Annotated in this window: 15 protein-coding genes; all 15 read right to left on the reverse strand. The window is 31.7% G+C overall.

Features of this window, described 5'->3' with window-relative positions:
- Positions 1-86: 86 nt before the first annotated feature.
- The 15 genes from B3040_RS11305 to B3040_RS11375 all read right to left on the reverse strand — a co-directional run bounded on the left by B3040_RS11305 (position 87) and on the right by B3040_RS11375 (position 20,103).
- On the reverse strand, positions 87-4,424 hold the full coding sequence (locus tag B3040_RS11305) for a PolC-type DNA polymerase III (RefSeq protein ID WP_291573337.1): 4,338 nt from the start codon (positions 4,422-4,424) through the stop codon (positions 87-89).
- Between the two features lie 17 nt (positions 4,425-4,441).
- Positions 4,442-5,491, reverse strand: coding sequence for a flavodoxin-dependent (E)-4-hydroxy-3-methylbut-2-enyl-diphosphate synthase (ispG, locus tag B3040_RS11310; RefSeq protein WP_291573339.1), 1,050 nt, complete (start codon positions 5,489-5,491; stop codon positions 4,442-4,444).
- Positions 5,492-5,501: 10 nt separating this feature from the next.
- The gene (rseP, locus tag B3040_RS11315) at positions 5,502-6,503 is read right to left on the reverse strand and encodes an RIP metalloprotease RseP (protein WP_291573648.1); all 1,002 of its coding nucleotides are present in this window, start codon (positions 6,501-6,503) and stop codon (positions 5,502-5,504) included.
- 51 nt (positions 6,504-6,554) lie between these two features.
- Positions 6,555-7,712: a 1-deoxy-D-xylulose-5-phosphate reductoisomerase gene (gene dxr, locus B3040_RS11320; RefSeq protein ID WP_291573341.1), complete on the reverse strand. Its 1,158-nt coding sequence runs from the start codon at positions 7,710-7,712 to the stop codon at positions 6,555-6,557.
- Positions 7,713-7,991: 279 nt separating this feature from the next.
- The gene (locus tag B3040_RS11325; protein WP_291573343.1) at positions 7,992-8,990 is read right to left on the reverse strand and encodes an AI-2E family transporter; all 999 of its coding nucleotides are present in this window, start codon (positions 8,988-8,990) and stop codon (positions 7,992-7,994) included.
- Position 8,991: 1 nt separating this feature from the next.
- Positions 8,992-9,789, reverse strand: a complete 798-nt coding sequence (locus tag B3040_RS11330) for a phosphatidate cytidylyltransferase (protein WP_291573345.1) — start codon at positions 9,787-9,789, stop codon at positions 8,992-8,994.
- Positions 9,790-9,808: 19 nt separating this feature from the next.
- Positions 9,809-10,522 (reverse strand): isoprenyl transferase, encoded by a 714-nt coding sequence (locus tag B3040_RS11335; protein WP_414632537.1) that lies wholly within the window; start codon positions 10,520-10,522, stop codon positions 9,809-9,811.
- 134 nt (positions 10,523-10,656) lie between these two features.
- A complete protein-coding gene (frr, locus tag B3040_RS11340; RefSeq protein ID WP_017414507.1) occupies positions 10,657-11,214 on the reverse strand; it encodes a ribosome recycling factor in 558 nt (185 codons plus the stop codon).
- Between the two features lie 14 nt (positions 11,215-11,228).
- Positions 11,229-11,960: a UMP kinase gene (gene pyrH, locus B3040_RS11345; protein WP_291573351.1), complete on the reverse strand. Its 732-nt coding sequence runs from the start codon at positions 11,958-11,960 to the stop codon at positions 11,229-11,231.
- Between the two features lie 96 nt (positions 11,961-12,056).
- Positions 12,057-12,971 (reverse strand): translation elongation factor Ts, encoded by a 915-nt coding sequence (tsf, locus tag B3040_RS11350; RefSeq protein ID WP_291573353.1) that lies wholly within the window; start codon positions 12,969-12,971, stop codon positions 12,057-12,059.
- Between the two features lie 128 nt (positions 12,972-13,099).
- Complete coding sequence (rpsB, locus tag B3040_RS11355) at positions 13,100-13,801, reverse strand: 30S ribosomal protein S2 (RefSeq protein WP_017414510.1); 702 nt, start codon at positions 13,799-13,801, stop codon at positions 13,100-13,102.
- A 255-nt stretch (positions 13,802-14,056) separates the two neighbouring features.
- Entirely contained in the window at positions 14,057-14,830 is a 774-nt protein-coding gene (gene codY, locus B3040_RS11360; protein WP_017414511.1) for a GTP-sensing pleiotropic transcriptional regulator CodY, read from the reverse strand.
- Between the two features lie 243 nt (positions 14,831-15,073).
- Entirely contained in the window at positions 15,074-17,155 is a 2,082-nt protein-coding gene (gene topA, locus B3040_RS11365) for a type I DNA topoisomerase (RefSeq protein ID WP_291573356.1), read from the reverse strand.
- 263 nt (positions 17,156-17,418) lie between these two features.
- Positions 17,419-18,513, reverse strand: coding sequence for a DNA-processing protein DprA (gene dprA / locus B3040_RS11370; RefSeq protein ID WP_291573357.1), 1,095 nt, complete (start codon positions 18,511-18,513; stop codon positions 17,419-17,421).
- A gap of 72 nt (positions 18,514-18,585) precedes the next feature.
- A complete protein-coding gene (locus B3040_RS11375; protein WP_291573359.1) occupies positions 18,586-20,103 on the reverse strand; it encodes a YifB family Mg chelatase-like AAA ATPase in 1,518 nt (505 codons plus the stop codon).
- Between the last annotated feature and the right edge of the window lie 411 nt (positions 20,104-20,514).

The raw sequence follows: 20,514 nt of genomic DNA on the forward strand, positions 1-20,514 counted from the left end.
TATGTTAACTTACTAAACTAAATATTATTATAGCACAATGAGGCTCCTAATACAAGGAAAAACTTTTCCAGAAATATTTAGTATATTTAAAATAAAGAAAGCTGGTTAGTTTCTGGTAAATCCCCCAGTGCACCATGGTTGCCCAGTGCTTCTATTACTGTTTTAGTTACCTTACTTCTATTACGCAAGTCCTCTTTAGAAATGAACTCTCCATTTTGTCGTTCTTCAGCAATAGCCTTTGCTGCATTAACTCCAACTCCTTGTAGTCCACTTAGAGGAATCCTTATAAAATCACCTTCAATAGTAAATTTTGTTGCCTCAGATTTATATATGTCCACTGGTAAGAATTTTATACCTCTTTTATACATTTCGTAAGATAATTCTAAAATTGTAAGCAATCCTTTTTCCTTAGTAGCAATGTTATTTCCCAAGGCATTAAGTTCATCCATTTTTGCTTTAATAGCTTCTTCACCCTTTATAACTATTTCTCCATCAAAATCGTCAGCTCTAACGGTAAAGTAAGTTGCGTAATAAGCTTTTGGATAATACACTTTAAAATAAGCTATTCTTACTGCCATGGTTACATAAGCTACCGCATGACCCTTAGGGAACATGTACTTAATCTTCTTACAAGAACCAATATACCACTCTGGCACATTATGTTCTCTCATTATGGCTTCATGTTCCTCTGATAAACCTTTTCCTTTTCTAACCTTCTCCATGATATTAAAGGCAGTTTTGGGTGGCAACCCCTTATAAATTAGGTAAACCATAATATCGTCTCTTGTAGATATACAATCTTTAAGGGTAGTAAACCCTTCTTTTATATAATATTGTGCATTGTTAAGCCATACATCTGTACCATGAGAAAGTCCAGAAATTCTCACCAAATCTGAAAAAGACTTAGGTTGAGTATCAATCAGCATTTGTCTTACAAACTTTGTTCCAAACTCAGGAATTCCATAGCTTCCAACTTCACAACCTAACTCCTCTTGTGTTAAACCTAAGGCCTCCGTAGAAGTAAATATACTAATAACCTTTGGGTCAGATAATGGTACTGTTCTTGGGTCTATTCCCGTTATATCTTGAAGCATTCTAAGTACTGTTGGATCGTCGTGCCCAAGAATATCAAGTTTTAAAAGTCTTCCACTTATGGAATGATAATCAAAGTGAGTAGTAATTATATCAGAATTAGGATCATCTGCTGGATGTTGAATTGGACAAAAGTTAAAAATTTCATTATCACTTGGAACAACCATTATCCCACCTGGGTGTTGCCCTGTAGTTCTTTTAACTCCCGTACATCCTAAAGTTAATCTCTCAATTTCTGCAGTATTAGCATTAATATTTCTTTCATCCATATACTTTTTAACATAACCATAAGCTGTTTTTTCTGCAATAGTTCCTATAGTTCCTGCTTTAAAGGTGTATCCTTTTCCGAAAAGTACTTCTGTATATCTATGAATATCCCCCTGGTTGTCTCCAGAGAAGTTTAGATCTATATCAGGTTCTTTATCTCCCTCAAAACCTAAAAATGTTTCAAAAGGTATATCATGGCCATCTTTTATATAGGGTGTTCCACACTTTTCACAGTTTTTATCTGGTAAATCCACCCCTGAACCAATAGAACCATCCATGATAAACTCACTGTTTTTACAATTTGGACAAACATAGTGAGGGGGTAGCCCATTAACCTCAGTGATATTAGTCATGGTAGCTACGAAAGAGGATCCAACAGAACCCCTTGAGCCAACTAAGTATCCATCAGCTAAGGACTTAGCTACCAACTTATGTGCGATCAAATAAAGCACTGCATAGCCATTTCCTATAATTGAGTTTAGCTCCTTATCTAGTCTCTTTTGAATTACTTCTGGTAAATCTTCTCCATATATATCAAAAACCTTTTCCATGGTCATGTTTCTAATTTCATCTTCTGCACCTTCAATTTTCGGTGGATAAGTTTCATCTGGAATAGGTTTAATAAACTCTATAGATTCTGCAATCTTATTAGGATTAGTTATAACTACTTCTCTTGCTTTTTCTTCTCCTAAATAAGAAAATTCCCTTAACATTTCTGTAGTAGTCTTCAGATAAAGTGGCGCTTGATTGTCAGCATCGCCAAATCCTTGGCCAGCCATGAGTATTCTTCTGAAAGCTTCATCAGTAGGATCCAAGAAGTGTACATCTCCCGTAGCTACAACTGGTTTATTATAATATTCTCCTAGCTTACAGATCTTTCTATTTATTTCTCTCAGGCTATCCTCATTCTTTACCGAGTTGTTTTTTATCAAGAATTCATTATTTCCTAGAGGTTGAATTTCTAAATAGTCATAGAAGCTAACTAAACCTTCTAAATCATCAAAAGTTTTTCCACTTAAAACTGCTTTATATATTTGTCCTGCTTCGCATGCCGAACCTATTATTAGCCCCTGCCTATACTCTTCAATTAAGCTCTTAGGAATTCTGGGTCTCCTTTGGAAATAATCTAAATTTGAAAAAGATATAAGCTTATATAAATTTTTAATACCTTCTTGAGTTTTAGCTAATATTATTACGTGATAAGTTGGGACTTTCTTAATATCAATATTTTTTAAGTATTCCCTATTTAAACTATCGATATCTAAAATTTGCCTTTCCATCAATATCTTAAAAGATTTCAGAAGAATTTCTGCTGTGGCCTTTGCATCATCTACAGCTCTATGATGGTTTTCAAGTGATATTCCAAGATGATTACAAATAACATTCAACTTATGTTTCTTTAATTCTGGAAACAAAAATCTTGCTAATGATAGAGTATCTAATATACCATTGTTAAAGCTAAGGTTTAATCTTTTACAATTGGCTTTTATAAACCCCGTATCAAAATCCGCATTGTGAGCAACTACAATGCTATCTTCTATAAATTCTAAGAATTTAGGAAGTATAGCTTTAATTGTCTCAGCCCCTTTAACCATATCATTATTTATCCCTGTAAGTTCTGTAATCTTATAAGGTATTGATATTTCTGGATTAACAAAGTAATTAAAACTATCAATTACCTCACCTTTTTGGATTTTCACCGCTCCAATTTCAATAATTCTATCATCGGAACTTGAGAATCCTGTGGTTTCTATATCAAAAACTACAAATCTATCTTCAAAAGACTTTCCTCTTGAATTCGATGCAATAGGAATACCATCATCCACTAAATAGCCTTCCATTCCATAAATCGCTTTAATTTTATGCTTTTTCGCCGCATCCATAGCTTCAGGAAAGGCTTGGGCTACTCCATGGTCTGTAATTGCAATTGCACTATGTCCCCACTTTGCTGCTCTAGCAATGATTTTAGATGCACTTGTTAGTCCATCCATAGAGCTCATAGTAGTGTGAGCATGTAACTCCACTCTTTTTTCTTCTGAAGTATCCATTCTTTCTATCTTTTTAAGTTTTACAATACTTCTTGCAGTGAGCACTAATTCTCTAGAAAACCTATCTATTTCCACTTCTCCATAAACCTTACAGTGAAGTCCTTCTTTAAGTTCTTCAAGAATTTTATCTAAATCATCATTAGCCCTAGGATATATTTTTACTGTGATGGAACTAGTGTAGTCTGTAACATATATAGATGGAAATATCCTTCCGCTTTTACTTTCAAATATATTTACTTTAAATACATCTCCAGCAATTGCAACTTTTCCTGAGCTAATATCCAATTCGCTAATAGCTGTGCTCTCTTCATTAATATTTCTTCCAAAAATCACATTTTCATCTATAGGCTCTTGTGCTTTTCTGTATTTTGTATAATCTTTTGCTTTATCTTTATTTGCGGTTTGCTTATTGCCATTCTCCTTGCTTTGTACTTTATTTGAAGATCCATTAATTTTAGATACTACTTCTTTTATTATAGTAGTCTCTTCAGCTCTATTTTCAATAAGATATTCGTCATTTATGTTAGTCCCATCAAATACTGCATTTATAGAAACCTCTATGCCAAACATCTCTCTTATTCCTTTTTTAAGTTGCATCTCTATGTTTTTGCTTTTTAACAGATTATAAATAAAGGCATTAGGCATATACAATGTGATTACTTCATCTTTTATCTCTTTATTACATTTTAATAATACGGTTCTTATAGAAGGAAAAGATGAGGCTACGGAGCTAACCACATCTACCCAGTACTGCCCCGCTACCTCATCTATTGACACCTGGTCAATATCTCTATACCATAATAACTCAATATTTTTAAAACAAATTAATTTTTTACTAATGATATCATATATAAGTTTTTTCTTTGACTCTTCAATATCCCACTTAAACTTTAAAATAACCCTAAGCTTTTCACTTTTCTTAAGATACTGCACCCTAAGCAGTTTAATACTATCATCTGTAAAAACCTCATTATTGTCTATATCCGTTTTAAGAATGTCAACTAGGCTTGCATTCATTAAATTACCTCCTAGTTTTAAAGTTTATTAATTTCATTTAAAAGTTCTTCTACTAAATTTTCTTCCTTAACTTTTTTAACTATCTCACCTTTTTTAAAAATTAGCCCTTCACCATTTCCACCAGCAATACCTATATCAGCTTCTCTTGCTTCTCCAGGTCCATTTACTACACAGCCCATAACCGCAACCTTAATGTTTTTATTTAAATCAGCTAATCTGCTTTCTACTTCTTCTGCTATTTTTATCAGGTCAATTTGAGTTCTACCGCAAGTTGGACAAGATATAAACTCAACGCCTTCATTAATGTATCCTAAAGACTTTAAAATTTCCTTACCAACCTTAACTTCTTCTACAACATCTCCAGTTAGTGAAACTCTAATGGTATCACCAATTCCTTGAGAAAGAATAGCCCCAATTCCTACACTAGACTTAATAGTTCCTCTCCAAATGGTACCTGCTTCTGTTACACCTACATGTAAAGGATAATCCACCTTCTCAGAAATTAACTTATAACTTTCTATCATTTGACCTACGTCAGAAGATTTTATAGAAATTACTATATCCTTGAAATTTACATCCTCTAATATTTTAACATGATTTAAAGCACTTTCAACTAGCGCTTCAGCACAAACTTTTCCGTATTTTTTCAGCAAATCCCTTTCAAGAGAACCAGAGTTAACCCCTATTCTAATGGGAATATTTTTAGCCTTTGCAGCTTCTGCAACAATCTTAACTCGTTCAATACTCCCTATATTTCCTGGGTTAATTCTTAATTTAGAAACCCCATTTTCTATAGCCTTAAGTGCTAATCTATAATCAAAATGAATATCTGCAACCAATGGAATATTTATTCCCTTTACAATTTCTTTTATTGCTTCAGCAGCCTCCATGTCTGGAACTGCACATCTTACAATATCACAACCTGCTGCTTCTAATTTTAAAATTTGATTTATAGTAGCTTTCACATCTCTAGTATCTGTGTTAGTCATGGACTGAATTGCAATATTAGAGTCTCCCCCAATATATACATTTCCAACTTTTATCTTTCTTGTTTCTTTTCTAATCATTTTATCACTCCTAGAATTGTACAGGATTTACAATATCCTTGATTAATACTAATACCATTAAGGCCATTAGTGCTAAAAATCCATAATAATTTATTGTGGCAACCTTTTCTTTATCAACTTCTTTTCCTGTTATAATTTGGAACAATAATAATAGTATCCAACCACCATCTAATGCTGGGAATGGAATTATATTGAATATGGCTAGTTGCACACTTAAGTAAGCAGTGAAGAATAATAAAGTTCCAACTCCTGCTTTAGCAGCTTGACCTGATACTTTAATTATAGTAATAGGACCACCTACATCATTTGCATTCAACTTACCTTTGAATAATTGACCAAAGAAAGCAAAGGTTTGCTTAACCATGCTACCAGTTTGATTAAATCCATGATATATAGACTCAGTGAAGCTTGGTTTTACCACTTTAGTATTTATACCAATTAAATATCTATTTTCAGCCTTATTAATTACTGGAACTATATTAAAGTTTACATCCTCTGTACCTCTTTTAACCTTCATATTCAAAGGTTTTCCTTCTCCAGTAAGCACTTCATTCAAAAATTCTTCCCAAGTTGATATGCTCTTACCATTAACCTCAGTAATTTTATCTCCAACTTGAACTCCAGCCATCATTGCTGGAGAATCTTTTACAAGCTCTCCTACAATATTTGTACGTTGCCCCTGAATTGATCCAGCCATAGCAAATAAAACAATAGCTAGTATAAAATTCATTATTGGTCCTGCTGCTACTATAGTGAGCTTTTGAAAAGATGTTTTCGATGCAAAAGCTCTAGGATCATTAACTGTTACATCCTCATCTTCACCATACATTTTTACATAACCACCAATTGGTAATAGCTTAATAAGATACTCAGTTTCTTTTCCCTTAACGCCAAAAACCTTTGGTCCCATTCCTAAAGAAAACTCTAAAACCTTAACTCCATTAATTTTAGCTAAAATAAAATGTCCAAACTCATGCCCTACAATAAGTAAGCTAAAAGCTAACAGTGCCATTATTATATAGGGTATATTCGATATTATAGTTTGCAATGCCTATCTCCCCTTTTATATATTATATTTATTTAAAACATATTCCCTAGTTCTTTTATCTATGTCTATAATTTGCTCTAAGGTTGGGTTTATTATATGTTCAAAGTTCATCATACACTCTCTAATTATCTCTTCAATTTGCAAATACTTTATTTTATTATTTAAAAATAATTCTACAGCTATTTCATTTGCACCATTAAAAATTGCTGGCATATTTCCCCCAGCCTTTCCTGCATCATATGCAAGACTTAAACACTGAAAAGTATCCATGTCGGGCTTTTCAAAGGTCAAGGAGCTTAAGGAATAAAAATCTAATTTTTCCGCTATAGACTGACCTCTCTTAGGATAGTTTAAAGCATATTGAATTGGTAGTCTCATATCAGTGCTGCCTAGTTGAGCAATTACACTTCCATCTATGTATTCTACCATGGAATGAATAATACTTTGAGGGTGAATCACTACCTGGATATTATCATAATCAACCCCAAATAGAAAGTGAGCCTCTATAACTTCTAACCCCTTATTTACAAGAGTTGAAGAGTCAATTGAGATTTTTTTGCCCATATTCCATTTTGGGTGTTTTAGTGCCTGTTCTGGTGTTATATCCTTAAGTTGTTCTCTCTTTTCACCTCTGAAAGGTCCTCCTGAGGCAGTCAAGATTACTTTCTCTACTTCATTATAGTTGTTTCCTTGTAAGCTTTGAAAAATTGCGCAATGCTCAGAGTCAACAGGTAATATTTGGACCCCATTTTCCTTAGCTTCCTTCATTACAATTTCTCCTGCCACCACCAGGGTTTCCTTATTGGCAAGTGCAATATGCTTTTTAGCTCTTATAGCACTAATAGTTGGAATTAAGCCAATCATTCCAACTACTGAAGTTACAACAATATCTATTTCTTCTAAAGTAGCAACTTTATTTAATCCTTCTATTCCACTTAACACCTGAATTTCTCTATTGGTTTCTTCACAGTAACTTTTAACTTTTAAATAGGAATCATAATCCATCATTGCCACATACTTAGGCTTAAATTCCTGAATTATATCTATAACCATACTATAGCTTTTATTAGCAGATATGCCTATTAATTTAATCTCTTTATTACTATTTCTTATCACATCTAGGGTTTGAGTACCGATGGAACCAGTAACACCTAATATACTTATATTCTTCACTTGTATCTCTCCTAACTACTTTCTCCAAATGCTTTAATACAGCTTATATTTCTAAGATTCTAATTTATAAGCTTAACTTATTCATAAACTTATAAATTCAGGTAATATTATAATCTCAAGTTTTCATATTAGCTCTTTACTAACATGTTTCTTTCATAGTTAATTTTTCCTGAAATTATCATATCCTTAAATTCTAACTTCTTTCTTATATCTTAAAACTTTAAGGATAAATTTAAAATAACTTATCTGAAATTCTAAAAAAATGTTGCTCTTATACTTTTAAGCTGACCTGTTGTCTGTCTCAGTGAACAGTATTTCATTAACAGTTACAATATAAATCACTGCCATTATAACACCTACAAATCCTGAAATTTTCATTCCAAAATAAATAGCTAAAATCATTGGTAGTGGATGAATTTGTAGTTTATTACTCATAAATTTAGCTTCGATTATTTGGGCATAAAAAATTAATAATATATATAACAGTAGCAAACCTCCAGCAATTACATAGGTGCCTTTAGTGATATTATACAATATTAATGGCCCAAACACAAAAATAGTTCCTATAACTGGAATTATATCTAATATTCCACAAACTATTCCTAATATTAAAGCATTATCTACTTTTAATATATAAAATCCACAAATTGTAATTATAGTATTTAAAACCACTACCATTAATATAACTTTAAATATCTTATTAATTTCTCTTACCCTTTGAAGAATAAATTCTGCATTCCCTTTAGTGATAATTCTCTCCGTAACTTTCCATACGGACTTTGCATCCTTTAACAAAAAATAAGCAGCTATATTACCTATAAAATATGTTAAAATTCCATCGGTAGTATATACTGCTCCTTTTCTTAAAAAATCTATATCATTTAAAGATTTGGATGTTATCTTAAGTATATTTTCTTTTAAAATCATTGGCGATATTTTTTCTGTAAAAGATAGACTATTCCATATATCTACTACATACTCTATAAAACCATTGTATTGATTTTGTAGAAAATAAAATATTTTGTTGTAAGTAAAGCTCCCTATAAAAATTAAAATAATGATAAACACAACGTTAGTAAATAACAGTGCTATAACAGAACTTATACTTGGAGAGAATATTTTATTTCTTCTCATGAACCTATAAATAGGAACTGAAGTATAAGTTAAAATAAAAATCACTAAAATTGGTTCTACGTAGCTATTAACAACCTTAGTTAATAGCAAAAAAACTAATAATAATACTACAACAGTAACTATATTTTTATATTTTTCAAGCACACTATATCCCCACAAAAATTGTTATATAATAGTATACTATCACTGATACAAAAAGTATGCTATCAAATCTATCCAATATTCCTCCATGGCCTGGTATCAAGTTTGAATAATCCTTCACTTTGGCATATCTCTTAATAGACGAAGCCACTAAATCTCCAAATTGACCAAATATGCCTCCAAGTATACCTATAATAACATAATGATATATAGGGATATTCACTCCATAGCCTCCTATTACATAGCCAAATATAGTAGATCCTACAATACTTCCAATTAATCCTCCAATTGATCCTTCAACAGTTTTTTTAGGACTTACCTTAGGACTAATTTTATGTTTACCTAAATATCTTCCAAAATAATAAGCTAGAGTATCACACCCCCAGGAAGATATAAATATTAACCAAACTAAATAATTACCATATTGCTTTAAATTTACTAAAATAATAAAACTAAAAAATATAGCTACATACAAATATCCCATAATAGTTAAGGATACATCTATAAAATTGTACTTAGTATTTAATACAGGTACTATCATTAATATAAAGATAGCTCCTATTAAAAGAAAACTCTGATAGGTAATATTAAAACCATCACCTATAGCTAAGTAATACAATATACAAAGTATATATCCTACGATAGAAATAGGATTAAAATCGCACTCTCTTGAAGTTTTGTAAAACTCATACATTCCAAACAATGCTAATACAAGAACTAAATACTTTAGATAGTATCCACCTAAAAATAAAAATATCAGCAATGGTGCTAAGGTTATAGCACCTATATACCTTTTATCCATTTAATTCACCCCTTATAAACTATACTCCACCGAATCTTCTATTTCTATTTTGATAATCACTAATAGCTTTACGAAGATCTCCTTCGGTGAAATCAGGCCAATTAATGTTCGAAAACCAAAATTCCGAATAAGCACTTTGCCACAGAAGATAATTACTTAACCTTAGTTCTCCACTAGGTCTGATAACTATATCTGGATCAGGCATACCCCGTGTATAAAGATGCTCTGAAATTAATTTCTCACCTATATCTTCAAGGTTTATTTCTTTATTTAAAAGCTCCTGTGCAATTTCTCTTACACCGCTAACAATTTCATCTCTACCGCCATAATTCAGCGCGATATTTAGGGTTAATCCTCTATTATTTTTAGTTTTTTCCTTAGCAGACTCTATAGATTGCTGACATAGTTCTGGTAATTTGCTTACATCTCCAATAACATTAAATACCACTTCATTCTTATGCAATTCATCAATTTCTTTTCCTATGAATTCTACCACTAGTTTCATGAGGGCTGTTACTTCATCTTGTGGCCTCTTCCAGTTCTCAGTGGAAAAAGCATACAAAGTTAAGTATCTAACCCCTAGCTTACTACATTCCTTCACTATCTTTCTTATAGTATCCATCCCTGCCCTATGTCCCATGGTTCTAGGCAAACTTCTCTCCTTTGCCCATCTACCATTGCCATCCATTATAATAGCAATATGAGCTGGAACATTATTTGCATCAATGATTATTTCTTGAGACTCCTTTTGTTTTCTCTTATTGTTATTAAAAAATAAGCCCAAATATTTTCTCTCCATTTCTTATATCGAAATATATAACTTTTTATTAATAAAACCTGCAGAAGTGCAGGTTTTAATTAATATGCTTATACAGATAAGATTTCACGCTCTTTAACTTCAACCATCTTATCTAATTCTTTTATAAACTTATCGGTTTCCTTTTGAATACTATCTTCTGCTTTTTTTGCTTCATCTTCAGTAATTGTATTATCCTTTTTTAATGCTTTTATTTTATCATTAGCATCTCTTCTTATAGATCTTATAGCAACCTTAGCTTCTTCACCAGTCTTCTTAACATTTTTAACTAAGTTCTTTCTTGTTTCCTCAGTTAATTCTGGAACGATTAGTCTGATAACAGAACCATCACTTGTAGGATTTATTCCTAAATCTGATTTTAAAATAGCTTTTTCAATATCCTTTATTGAGCTTTTATCCCATGGTTGAATTAATAGCACTCTTGGTTCTGGTGCTGAAACTCCACCTAATTGGTTAAGAGGCATCATACTTCCATAGCACTCAACTTGAATTCTATCTAGCATTGTTGGGTTTGCTCTTCCCGCTTTCATTGTTGCTAATTCAGCCTTAAATACTGAAATTGTTTTAGTCATTTTTTCGTCAGCATTTTTAATAATATCCTTTACCATAGAATTCCCTCCATCTATTTATTACATTTAACTGTATTAGATGATACTAACGTACCAATATCTTCGCCTTTAATAGCTCTTATAATGTTCTCTGGTTTATCTAACCCAAACACAAGTATAGGAATATTGTTATCCATACAAAGTGATGTAGCTGTTGAATCCATAACTTGTAATCCCTTTTCTAAAACTTCAATATAAGATAAATTATCAAATTTTACAGCATCTTCATACTTGTGAGGATCTTTATCATAAACACCATCTACTTTTTTAGCAAGTAGTATTACCTCTGCCTCAATTTCTGCTGCCCTTAAAGCTGCAGTTGTGTCTGTGGAGAAATATGGATTTCCTGTTCCCGCTGCAAATATTACAACTCTTCCTTTTTCAAGATGTCTCATTGCTCGTCTTCTTATGTAAGGCTCTGCAATTTCTCTCATCTCTATAGCTGTCTGAACTCTGGTGTTAACTCCAATAGCTTCTAATGAATCTTGTAGTGCTAGTGCATTTATGCAAGTAGCTAACATTCCCATGTAATCTGCAGTAGTTCTATCCATTCCTTCACCACTTCTACCACGCCAAATGTTTCCACCACCAACAACTGCTCCAACTTCAACTCCCATTTCCACTAGGTTCTTAATTTGTACAGCAATTGAATTAGCTACATCAAAGTCAATTCCATACCCTTTTTCTGCAGCTAAAGCTTCACCTGAAAGTTTAAGCATAACTCTTTTGTATTTTGCAGCTTCCATATATATTATACCTCCAAATCTTTCTTTTTACATCATTTACCTTAAAACTTATGTTATTTTAAAAAAAGAGAACACAGAGTTCTCTTCTTTTAGTTATTATCCTTGCATTTTTTGTACTTCTTCTGCAAAGTTATCTTCTTTCTTTTCGATTCCTTCTCCTCTTTCGAATCTAGCAAATCTTGTAACTGTTATTTCAGCACCGATTTTCTTTGATTCTTCTTGAAGATATTTAGTAATAGTGTAGTCACCATTTTTAACCCAAACTTGCTCTATTAAACAAACTTCTTTATAATATTTGTTTACTCTTCCCATAACCATTTTTTCAACAATATTTTCTGGTTTGCCTTCATTTAAAGCTTGAACTCTGTAGATTTCTTTTTCTTTTTCTAAAGATTCATTATCAACAGCATCTTTATTTAAGAATAATGGGTTTGCTGCTGCAACTTGCATTGCAATATCCTTACCAATTACAGCTAAAGCTGGATCTTGCTTTTCACAAGCTAATTCAACAAGAACTCCTATTTTTCCATTTCCATGAACATAGCTTTGAACTATTCCATTTTCAATAGCAAATCTTTCAAATCTTCTTACAGACATATTTTCACCAATTTTAGCGATTAATGCTGTAACAACTTCTTGTACTGTAACACTTTCATCTGCTATATATTTTTGAGCTACTAATTCTTCTACTGTGCTAACGTTTGATAATGCAACCATTTTTGCTACATTTTCTACTAGTGCTTTAAATTCGTCATTTGCTGCAACGAAGTCAGTTTCGCAGTTAACTTCTACTACTGAACCTAGTTTCATATCTTCTGAAATGTATGTAGTTACTATACCTTCAGCCGCAATTCTACCAGCTTTCTTAGCAGCTGCTGCTAATCCCTTTTCTCTTAATACTTCAATTGCTTTTTCCATATCCCCATTAGTTTCATTAAGAGCTTTTTTGCAGTCCATCATTCCTGCTCCAGTTCTTTCTCTAAGCTCTTTAACCATTCCTGCAGTTATCATCATTATTCCTCCTCTTTATAACTAATTTAAAAGGTAAATGAAAGAAATCCTTCTCTCACCTACCTTATAAATTTATTTTCTGTTTACAACCATAGATGAGGCTGTTTTTATTAATTCTTTAATTTCTATTACTCAGCTATTTGCTCGCCTTGTCTTGCTTCAATTATAGCATCAGCTAATCTTTCAGTAATTAGTTTTACTGCTCTGATAGCATCATCGTTTCCAGGGATTACATAATCAACTTCATCTGGATCACAGTTAGTATCAACTATTGCAATAACAGGTATTCCTAATATCTTAGCTTCTGATATAGCGTTTTTCTCTTTTCTTGGATCAACAACAAATAATGCTCCGATTTTCTTAGCATCCATGTTTCTGATTCCACCAAGGTTCTTTTCTAATTTTTCTCTCTCATTTTTAAGTTGAGTAACTTCTTTCTTTGGAAGAACTTCAAATATTCCATCTTCTTCCATTTTATCTAATTCTTCTAATCTTCCGATTCTAGTTTTAATAGTTCTGAAGTTAGTTAACATTCCACCTAACCATCTGTTGTTAACAAAGTGCATGCTTGATCTTACAGCTTCTTCTTGGATAGCTTCTTGAGCTTGTTTCTTTGTTCCTACAAATAGAATATCTTTTCCCTCTTCAGCTACTGATTTTATGAAATCATAAGCTTCATCTATTTTCTTCACAGTTTTTTGTAAATCTATGATATAGATTCCGTTTCTTTCTGTGAATATGTATGGAGCCATTTTAGGATTCCATCTTCTTGTTTGATGTCCAAAGTGAACACCAGCTTCTAATAATTGTTTCATTGATATTACTGCCATTTTTAATATACCTCCTCGGTTTTACCTCCATTGCTTTCATTTCCATTGAAAACCTTATTAAGGCACCTTTCAACAAATAGAGCAATGTGTGTATTTTCTTACCTTGTGTAGTATAACATAATTATACTTACTATTCAATAAAAATTTTATAACCTTATATATTTTTCATTTACACCTATTAATTTACACATATTTCTTTTTTTTATACTTACAACCATAAAAATTATATAAAAAAAATAAGTGAGGTAACCCCACTTATTTTAATTTATTTAATTCATCCATTAATTTGTCATTAAGTATTTTTATATGTGTTCCCTTCATTCCAAGAGATCTTGACTCAATAACTCCAGCACTTTCAAACTTTCTTAAAGCATTAACAATAACTGATCTTGTAATTCCAACTTTATCAGCTATTTTAGAAGCAACTAAAAGACCTTCACTACCATCTAACTCATTAAATATATGCTCTACTGCTTCAAGTTCAGAGTAAGAAAGAGTTCCAATTGCTAATTGAACTATAGCTTTCTTCCTAGCTTCTTCTTCAATTAAATCATTTTTAGATCTTAATATTTCAAGTCCTACTATAGTTGCACTATACTCTGCTAGTACTAAATCTTCTTCAGTAAATGGACTTCCGAATCTAGCTAATAATAAAGTACCTAATCTTTCTCTGTTTCCATTGATAGGAACAATAGTAGTTAACTTATTATCAAGCCCACATTCTTTACCATTTTCAAAAACACAAATACCTTTGCTTGGTAAATTTGATTTAGTTTCGTCTGCATTTAATAGTTTAGCATTGTAGCTCTCTGGAAATCTCATACCAGATAGAACTTCATTTTTAACCTCATCGCATTCAAATCCACCTGATAAGTTAAACCCTAAAACTTTTCCTCTTCTGCTTATTATATAAACGTTACACTCTAGCACGTCACTTAACAATTTGCAAATATCATCAAACACTACTGGTTCAGTACCAGATTTTTGTAATATCTTATTTAATTTCCTAGTTTTTTCTAATAGTGACAATTTAATTCCTCCTATTCTTTATTAGGGTAATTTTTATTTCAATTAGTTGTAATTCTCAATTATCTTTAGTATCTTTGAAACAATTCAAAACATTTGTGTAATTGAAAATTTTTAGAATTGTATTTCCCTCAAACTATAATAACACAGTACTTTTATCATTTCAACAAAATTATATTATTTTTCGACACATTTTGCCGTATTCTCATGTCTGTGGTGAATATTTTTTAGTTTTGTAATTATTTATTAACCATTTATTAATTTTTTATACTTACAACTTTTATTACTGCATTCTAAATAATCACCTTTAGCCTTAGAATACCTCTTTAACATAATTTCTCCACATTCTGGACATTTTTCTGTGCTAGGTTCATGCCAGCTTACAAAGTCACAATTTGGATAGTTAGAGCAACCAAAAAAGGTTTTTCCCTTCTTACTTCTTTTCTCTAAAACTGTTCCTTGACATTTAGGACATGGTGCTTCAATCTCACGAGCTAAAGGTTTCGTATTTTGACACTCTGGATAACCAGGGCATGCAAGAAAATCTCCAAATCTTCCTTGCTTAATCACCATAAACCTTCCGCACTTATCACACTTAACCTCTGATACTTTATCTTCAATGGTAATCTTAGCTATTTCTTTTTCTGCAACTTCTATGGCAGCCTTTAAAGGTGTGAAAAAGTTGTCAACAATAGTTTTCCACTGCTCTTTACCTTCTTCAACTCTATCTAACTTATCCTCCATAGCAGCTGTAAACTCCACATCTACAATTTGCTTAAAGTATTCACTCATCAAGTTATTAACTATAAATCCTAATTCTGTTGGGTCTAAAACCTTTTTATTTCTCTCCACATATTTTCTATCTAACAAAGTTGAGATAGTAGGAGAATACGTACTAGGACGCCCTATACCATTTTCTTCTAAAGTTTTTACTAAGGATGCTTCTGAAAACTTTGCAGGTGGCTGGGTAAAGTGTTGTTTACCTTCAATAGATTTTTTAATTAATATTTCCTGTTCTTCTAACTTAGGAATCTTAATGCCTTCCTCTTCATCCTCGTTGTCTCCAGCATAAACTTTAGTAAATCCATCAAATTTCACCTTATAACCTGAAGCTTTAAAATTATACGGCCCATTATCAATATTTATAGAAGTAGAATCTATTATAGAAGATGCCATTTGGCTAGCTACAAATCTATTCCATATTAGGGTATAAAGCTTATATTGATCATTATTTAAACTTCCTTTAGCTATTTCAGGTGTAATTTCAAAATGAGTAGGTCTTATTGCTTCGTGAGCATCTTGGGCATTCTTTTTCCCTTTATATACTCTTTTAGTTTTTGGTAAATAAGCTTCACCAAAAATATCTTTTACGAATTCCGATACTATTTGTTGAGCTTCATCTGATACTCTCACAGAATCTGTTCTCATATAAGTAATTAATCCCACAGTTCCAAAACCCTTAATTTCAATTCCTTCATAAAGTTGCTGTGCAGTGGACATAGTTTTCTTAGTTGAAAAATTTATCTTTCTGTAGGCATCTTGTTGCAAGGTGCTTGTAGTAAAAGGTGGCAAAGGATTTTTGGTTTTTTCTGTAGTTTTAATGCTCTTAACTATAAAGTTATTGTTTTCCAAATCCTTTATTATTGCATTACTTTCCTTCTCAGTTTTTACCTCAATCTTTTTTCCATCTTTACCATGTAGTTTAATAATAAAACTATTGGTTTCTCCCTTTTTTTGTACCTTTCCTTCTACTGTCCAATACTCTTTAGGTATAAATTCGTTTATTTCCTTTTCTCTATCACAAATTATTCTAAGGGCTACAGATTGAACTCTTCCAGCACTTAACCCCCATTTTATTTTTCTCCACAGTATAGGGCTGATCTTATATCCTACTAATCTATCTAATACCCTTCTAGCTTGCTGGGCATTGTATACATTCTCATTAATTGATCTTGGATTTTTTATGGCATTTTTCACTGCATTTTTAGTTATTTCATTAAATTCAATTCTGCATTTTTCTGTTTCATCAATTTTTAGCACCTTGGCTAGATGCCATGATATAGCTTCTCCTTCTCTATCAGGGTCCGTTGCTAAATAAACTTTTTCACTTTTTTTAGCTTCTCTTTTTAATTTATCTAATAAATCACCTTTTCCCCTAATAGTAATGTACTTAGGTTCATAATTATTTTCTACATCAACACCAAGCTGACTTTTAGGTAAATCCCTTACATGTCCCATGGATGCTTCAACAATGTAATTTTTACCTAAATACTTTTTTATTGTTTTTGCTTTAGCTGGTGATTCAACTATCACTAGTTTCTGACCCATCTTATCCCCTCCAGCATGTTATGCTATATAACTATTTATTTTATTTAAATTCTATGCTCATTTTTATTTGCAACAAAGTCCAAAATACTACTATATCTTAGATTACCTTTTATATGGATGACTTTCAAGAAAAATTTAAAGAATATTCATAATTTATTAACACATTAAACTTCACTACTAGCTGAGCTTAAGTTGAAACTTATTGGTTATTATTTATACCCTTACTATATCCAATGTAGGTATTTATATTTATGTTTATGCTTTTATATAGTATTATTGACCCTCACATAAAAGTTGCCATTTAAGCATAGTATTTCATCTTTTAGTTGCATTTCAAATAATACCTCATATAATCGTTTTATGTCAATATTAGTTAATCTTATTATATCGTCTATATGTATGGGATTATTGTTTATAACTTTGTATATTTCATCAGAAATACTACTTTTGATATCGCTTCGCCTATTACTAGTAATTTTATTGCCTTTGCTTTTAACTATACCTAACAAATTTAAAATATCCTGAGTTTCTGTAAGTACATGAGCGCCCTCTTTAATTAGTTTATTTGTACCTTTGCTTTCCTCAGAAAATATGGATCCGGGTACTACTAAAACATCTTTACCTTGTTCTAATGCTCTAGTTGCTGTTATTAATGAACCACTTCTTTCTCCTGCCTCTGACACAATAACCAATTTGCTTAATCCACTAATTATTCTGTTTCTTACTGGAAAATTCATAGGACGTGGCTGAGTTCCAGGAGGAAACTCACTAATTACACATCCTCCACTAGAAATTATTTGATGATAAAGCTTTGAATTTTCCTTTGGATATATCACATCTACTCCACTCCCTAATATGGCAACAGTATATCCCCATCCCTCTAGAGCAGTTTGGTGAGCCACAGTATCGATTCCTTTAGCCATACCACTTACAATATTAAGTTCATTTTCAAGCAATACTTTTGTTATTATCTTAGTTATATCTCTACCATAGACTGTACATCTTCTAGAACCAACAATAGATACATTTCTTCTAGTGCTAAGCTTTGAAATATCCCCTTTATAAAAAAGTGAAAAAGGACCATCATCCATAAGCTCTAAAATTTCAGGATAATCTTTTTCTCCTATTGTAACAATATTTATATTTTCCGTCCTAACTTTTTCCATAATATCATACAACCTTGGTAAATCATAGGACTTAATTAGTCTGTTTAATACTTTATTATCTTCAGATATATAATTTTTATGTGCAATTACATAGTCCCTTATGTTTTCCAAAGTTTCAAATTCTGATAAAAGCTTCAACTTTATATTACTAGAAAGCTCTGTCACAGAAAACCATAGTTTTAATATATCCATACGTTATACCTCTTTACAAAACAATATATCTTGGTAAAATAACATTTTAAAATTAGAGTTAGTAATTTTAATTTATATAATATTTTCATCAATAAACTTCCTATATTGAAGGGCCTCTATTATATCTTTTTCATCTATATTGATCTTTTCACTTAAATCAGCAATTGTTCTAGCCACCTTAAGTATTCTGCTATAGGCTCTTGTACTTAAGGAAAACTTATTGAAGGCTAACTCTAGTACTTTATGGGATTTTTCATTCAGCTTACAATACTTTTTTAAATGCTTCTCTCTCATCTGTGAATTACAAATTATACCTTCTTCTTTAAATCTTTCTTCTTGTAATTCCCTAGCTCTTTTCACCCTTTGCTTTATGTGTTCTGAAGTCTCAGTGTGTAAATTTTCATTTATCTCTTTGTAAGAGATAGGATTAACTGGAGAGAAAATATCTATCCTATCAAGTATAGGTCCTGAAAGCCTTGAAATATATCTTTTTACCTCATAATCGGAGCACTTACACTTCTTCACATTAGTGCCGTAATATCCGCAGGGACAAGGATTTAACGCTCCCACTAGCATGAAATTAGCAGGGTATTTTATGGTTCCGCTTACTCTAGAAAGTTTAACCTCTCTTTCTTCCAAGGGTTGCCTCAAAACTTGTAAACAACTTTTATTGAACTCCAATATTTCATCCAAAAATAAAACTCCATTGTGTGCTAATGAAACCTCTCCTGGGCTTGGATTTCTCCCTCCCCCAACTAGTGCAATAGATGTTATAGTATGATGAGGATTTCTGAAAGGCCTACTATTTATTAAGCCTTCCTTATTAAAACCTCCACTGACACTATAAATTTTTGTAACCTCTAGAGCTTCATCATAGGTTAATTCAGGAAGAATAGAAATAATCCTTTGAGCTAACATGGTTTTCCCTGAACCTGGCGCTCCATGTAAAAGAATATTATGGTTTCCAGCTGCAGCTACCTCCATAGCTCTTTTTGAGGCTTGTTGTCCTATGACTTCATTAAAATCTAGTCCATTACTAGTGTTTTTAAACTCTTTATGATTTTTATAGGGCATCATATCCTTATATCTTAGATACTCTACCACTTGGCGTAGAGTTTCTAAAGGGTATGTGTGAGCATTCCTAATAATACTACATTCTTCACGATTTTCCACTGGAATAATGTATTCATAAATGCCACTATTAACCCCTTGAATTATAATGGGCAAGGCTCCTTTAACCCTTTTTAAATCCCCACTTAAAGATAATTCTCCCATGAATAAATATCTTCCTATATCTTCTACAGCTATCTGGTTAGTAGCTATCAAAATTCCTATAGCAATTGGTAAATCAAAGTGGGAACCTTCCTTTTTTAAATCTGCCGGAGCCAGATTTATTGTTATTCTACCTACTGGAAACTCAAATCCAGAATTAATTATAGCAGCTCTTACTCTCTCCTTAGACTCCTTTACTGCTACATCTCCTAACCCAACTATATTAAAGGTTGGTAACCCATAAGAAATATCTATTTCTACATTAACTATTACTCCTTCAACACCAAAAAAAGTGGCACATAATATTTGTATCGCCATAATAATCTCACCTTTTCATATTTATAACGTAATTATTGCCAAATATATATTCTGTAAACCTGTAAATACCTTAGTACGTAAATAAATATATAGATGTATTTATGTATTTATACTTATTTCTTTATAAGAATATATAGTATTTATGGAGCTTCAGTCATTTTTAAAATATTGTATTTAGCTAAAACATAAGCAAATAATATAGAAAGACTATAAATTTATGCCCTTAGTAAGGGGATAATAATTTTGATGAATTTTTTTATTAACCTTTGCAACCTTTGCTTTTGCTTAAAATTTACATAGCTACTCTATACTCTGCCACATTAAGAATAGTGAAAGCCCTGATGATATTTTTGTGTTTATTATATTTTTTTTGCATAAATCTTTATATTAAAAACAAGCAATTATTTCTAC

Source organism: Clostridium sp. UBA4548 (genome assembly GCF_002387895.1).
GTDB lineage: Bacteria > Bacillota > Clostridia > Clostridiales > Clostridiaceae > Clostridium_J.

Coding starts and splice junctions, on each gene's coding strand:
- B3040_RS11305 (WP_291573337.1), bottom strand. CDS start 4,424: ATGAATGCAAGCCTAGTTGACATTCTTAAAACGGATATAGACAATAAT.
- ispG (WP_291573339.1), bottom strand. CDS start 5,491: ATGATTAGAAAAGAAACAAGAAAGATAAAAGTTGGAAATGTATATATT.
- rseP (WP_291573648.1), bottom strand. CDS start 6,503: ATGGCACTGTTAGCTTTTAGCTTACTTATTGTAGGGCATGAGTTTGGA.
- B3040_RS11330 (WP_291573345.1), bottom strand. CDS start 9,789: ATGGATAAAAGGTATATAGGTGCTATAACCTTAGCACCATTGCTGATA.
- frr (WP_017414507.1), bottom strand. CDS start 11,214: ATGGTAAAGGATATTATTAAAAATGCTGACGAAAAAATGACTAAAACA.
- pyrH (WP_291573351.1), bottom strand. CDS start 11,960: ATGGAAGCTGCAAAATACAAAAGAGTTATGCTTAAACTTTCAGGTGAA.
- tsf (WP_291573353.1), bottom strand. CDS start 12,971: ATGATAACTGCAGGAATGGTTAAAGAGCTTAGAGAAAGAACTGGAGCA.
- rpsB (WP_017414510.1), bottom strand. CDS start 13,801: ATGGCAGTAATATCAATGAAACAATTATTAGAAGCTGGTGTTCACTTT.
- topA (WP_291573356.1), bottom strand. CDS start 17,155: ATGGGTCAGAAACTAGTGATAGTTGAATCACCAGCTAAAGCAAAAACA.
- dprA (WP_291573357.1), bottom strand. CDS start 18,513: ATGGATATATTAAAACTATGGTTTTCTGTGACAGAGCTTTCTAGTAAT.
- B3040_RS11375 (WP_291573359.1), bottom strand. CDS start 20,103: ATGGCGATACAAATATTATGTGCCACTTTTTTTGGTGTTGAAGGAGTA.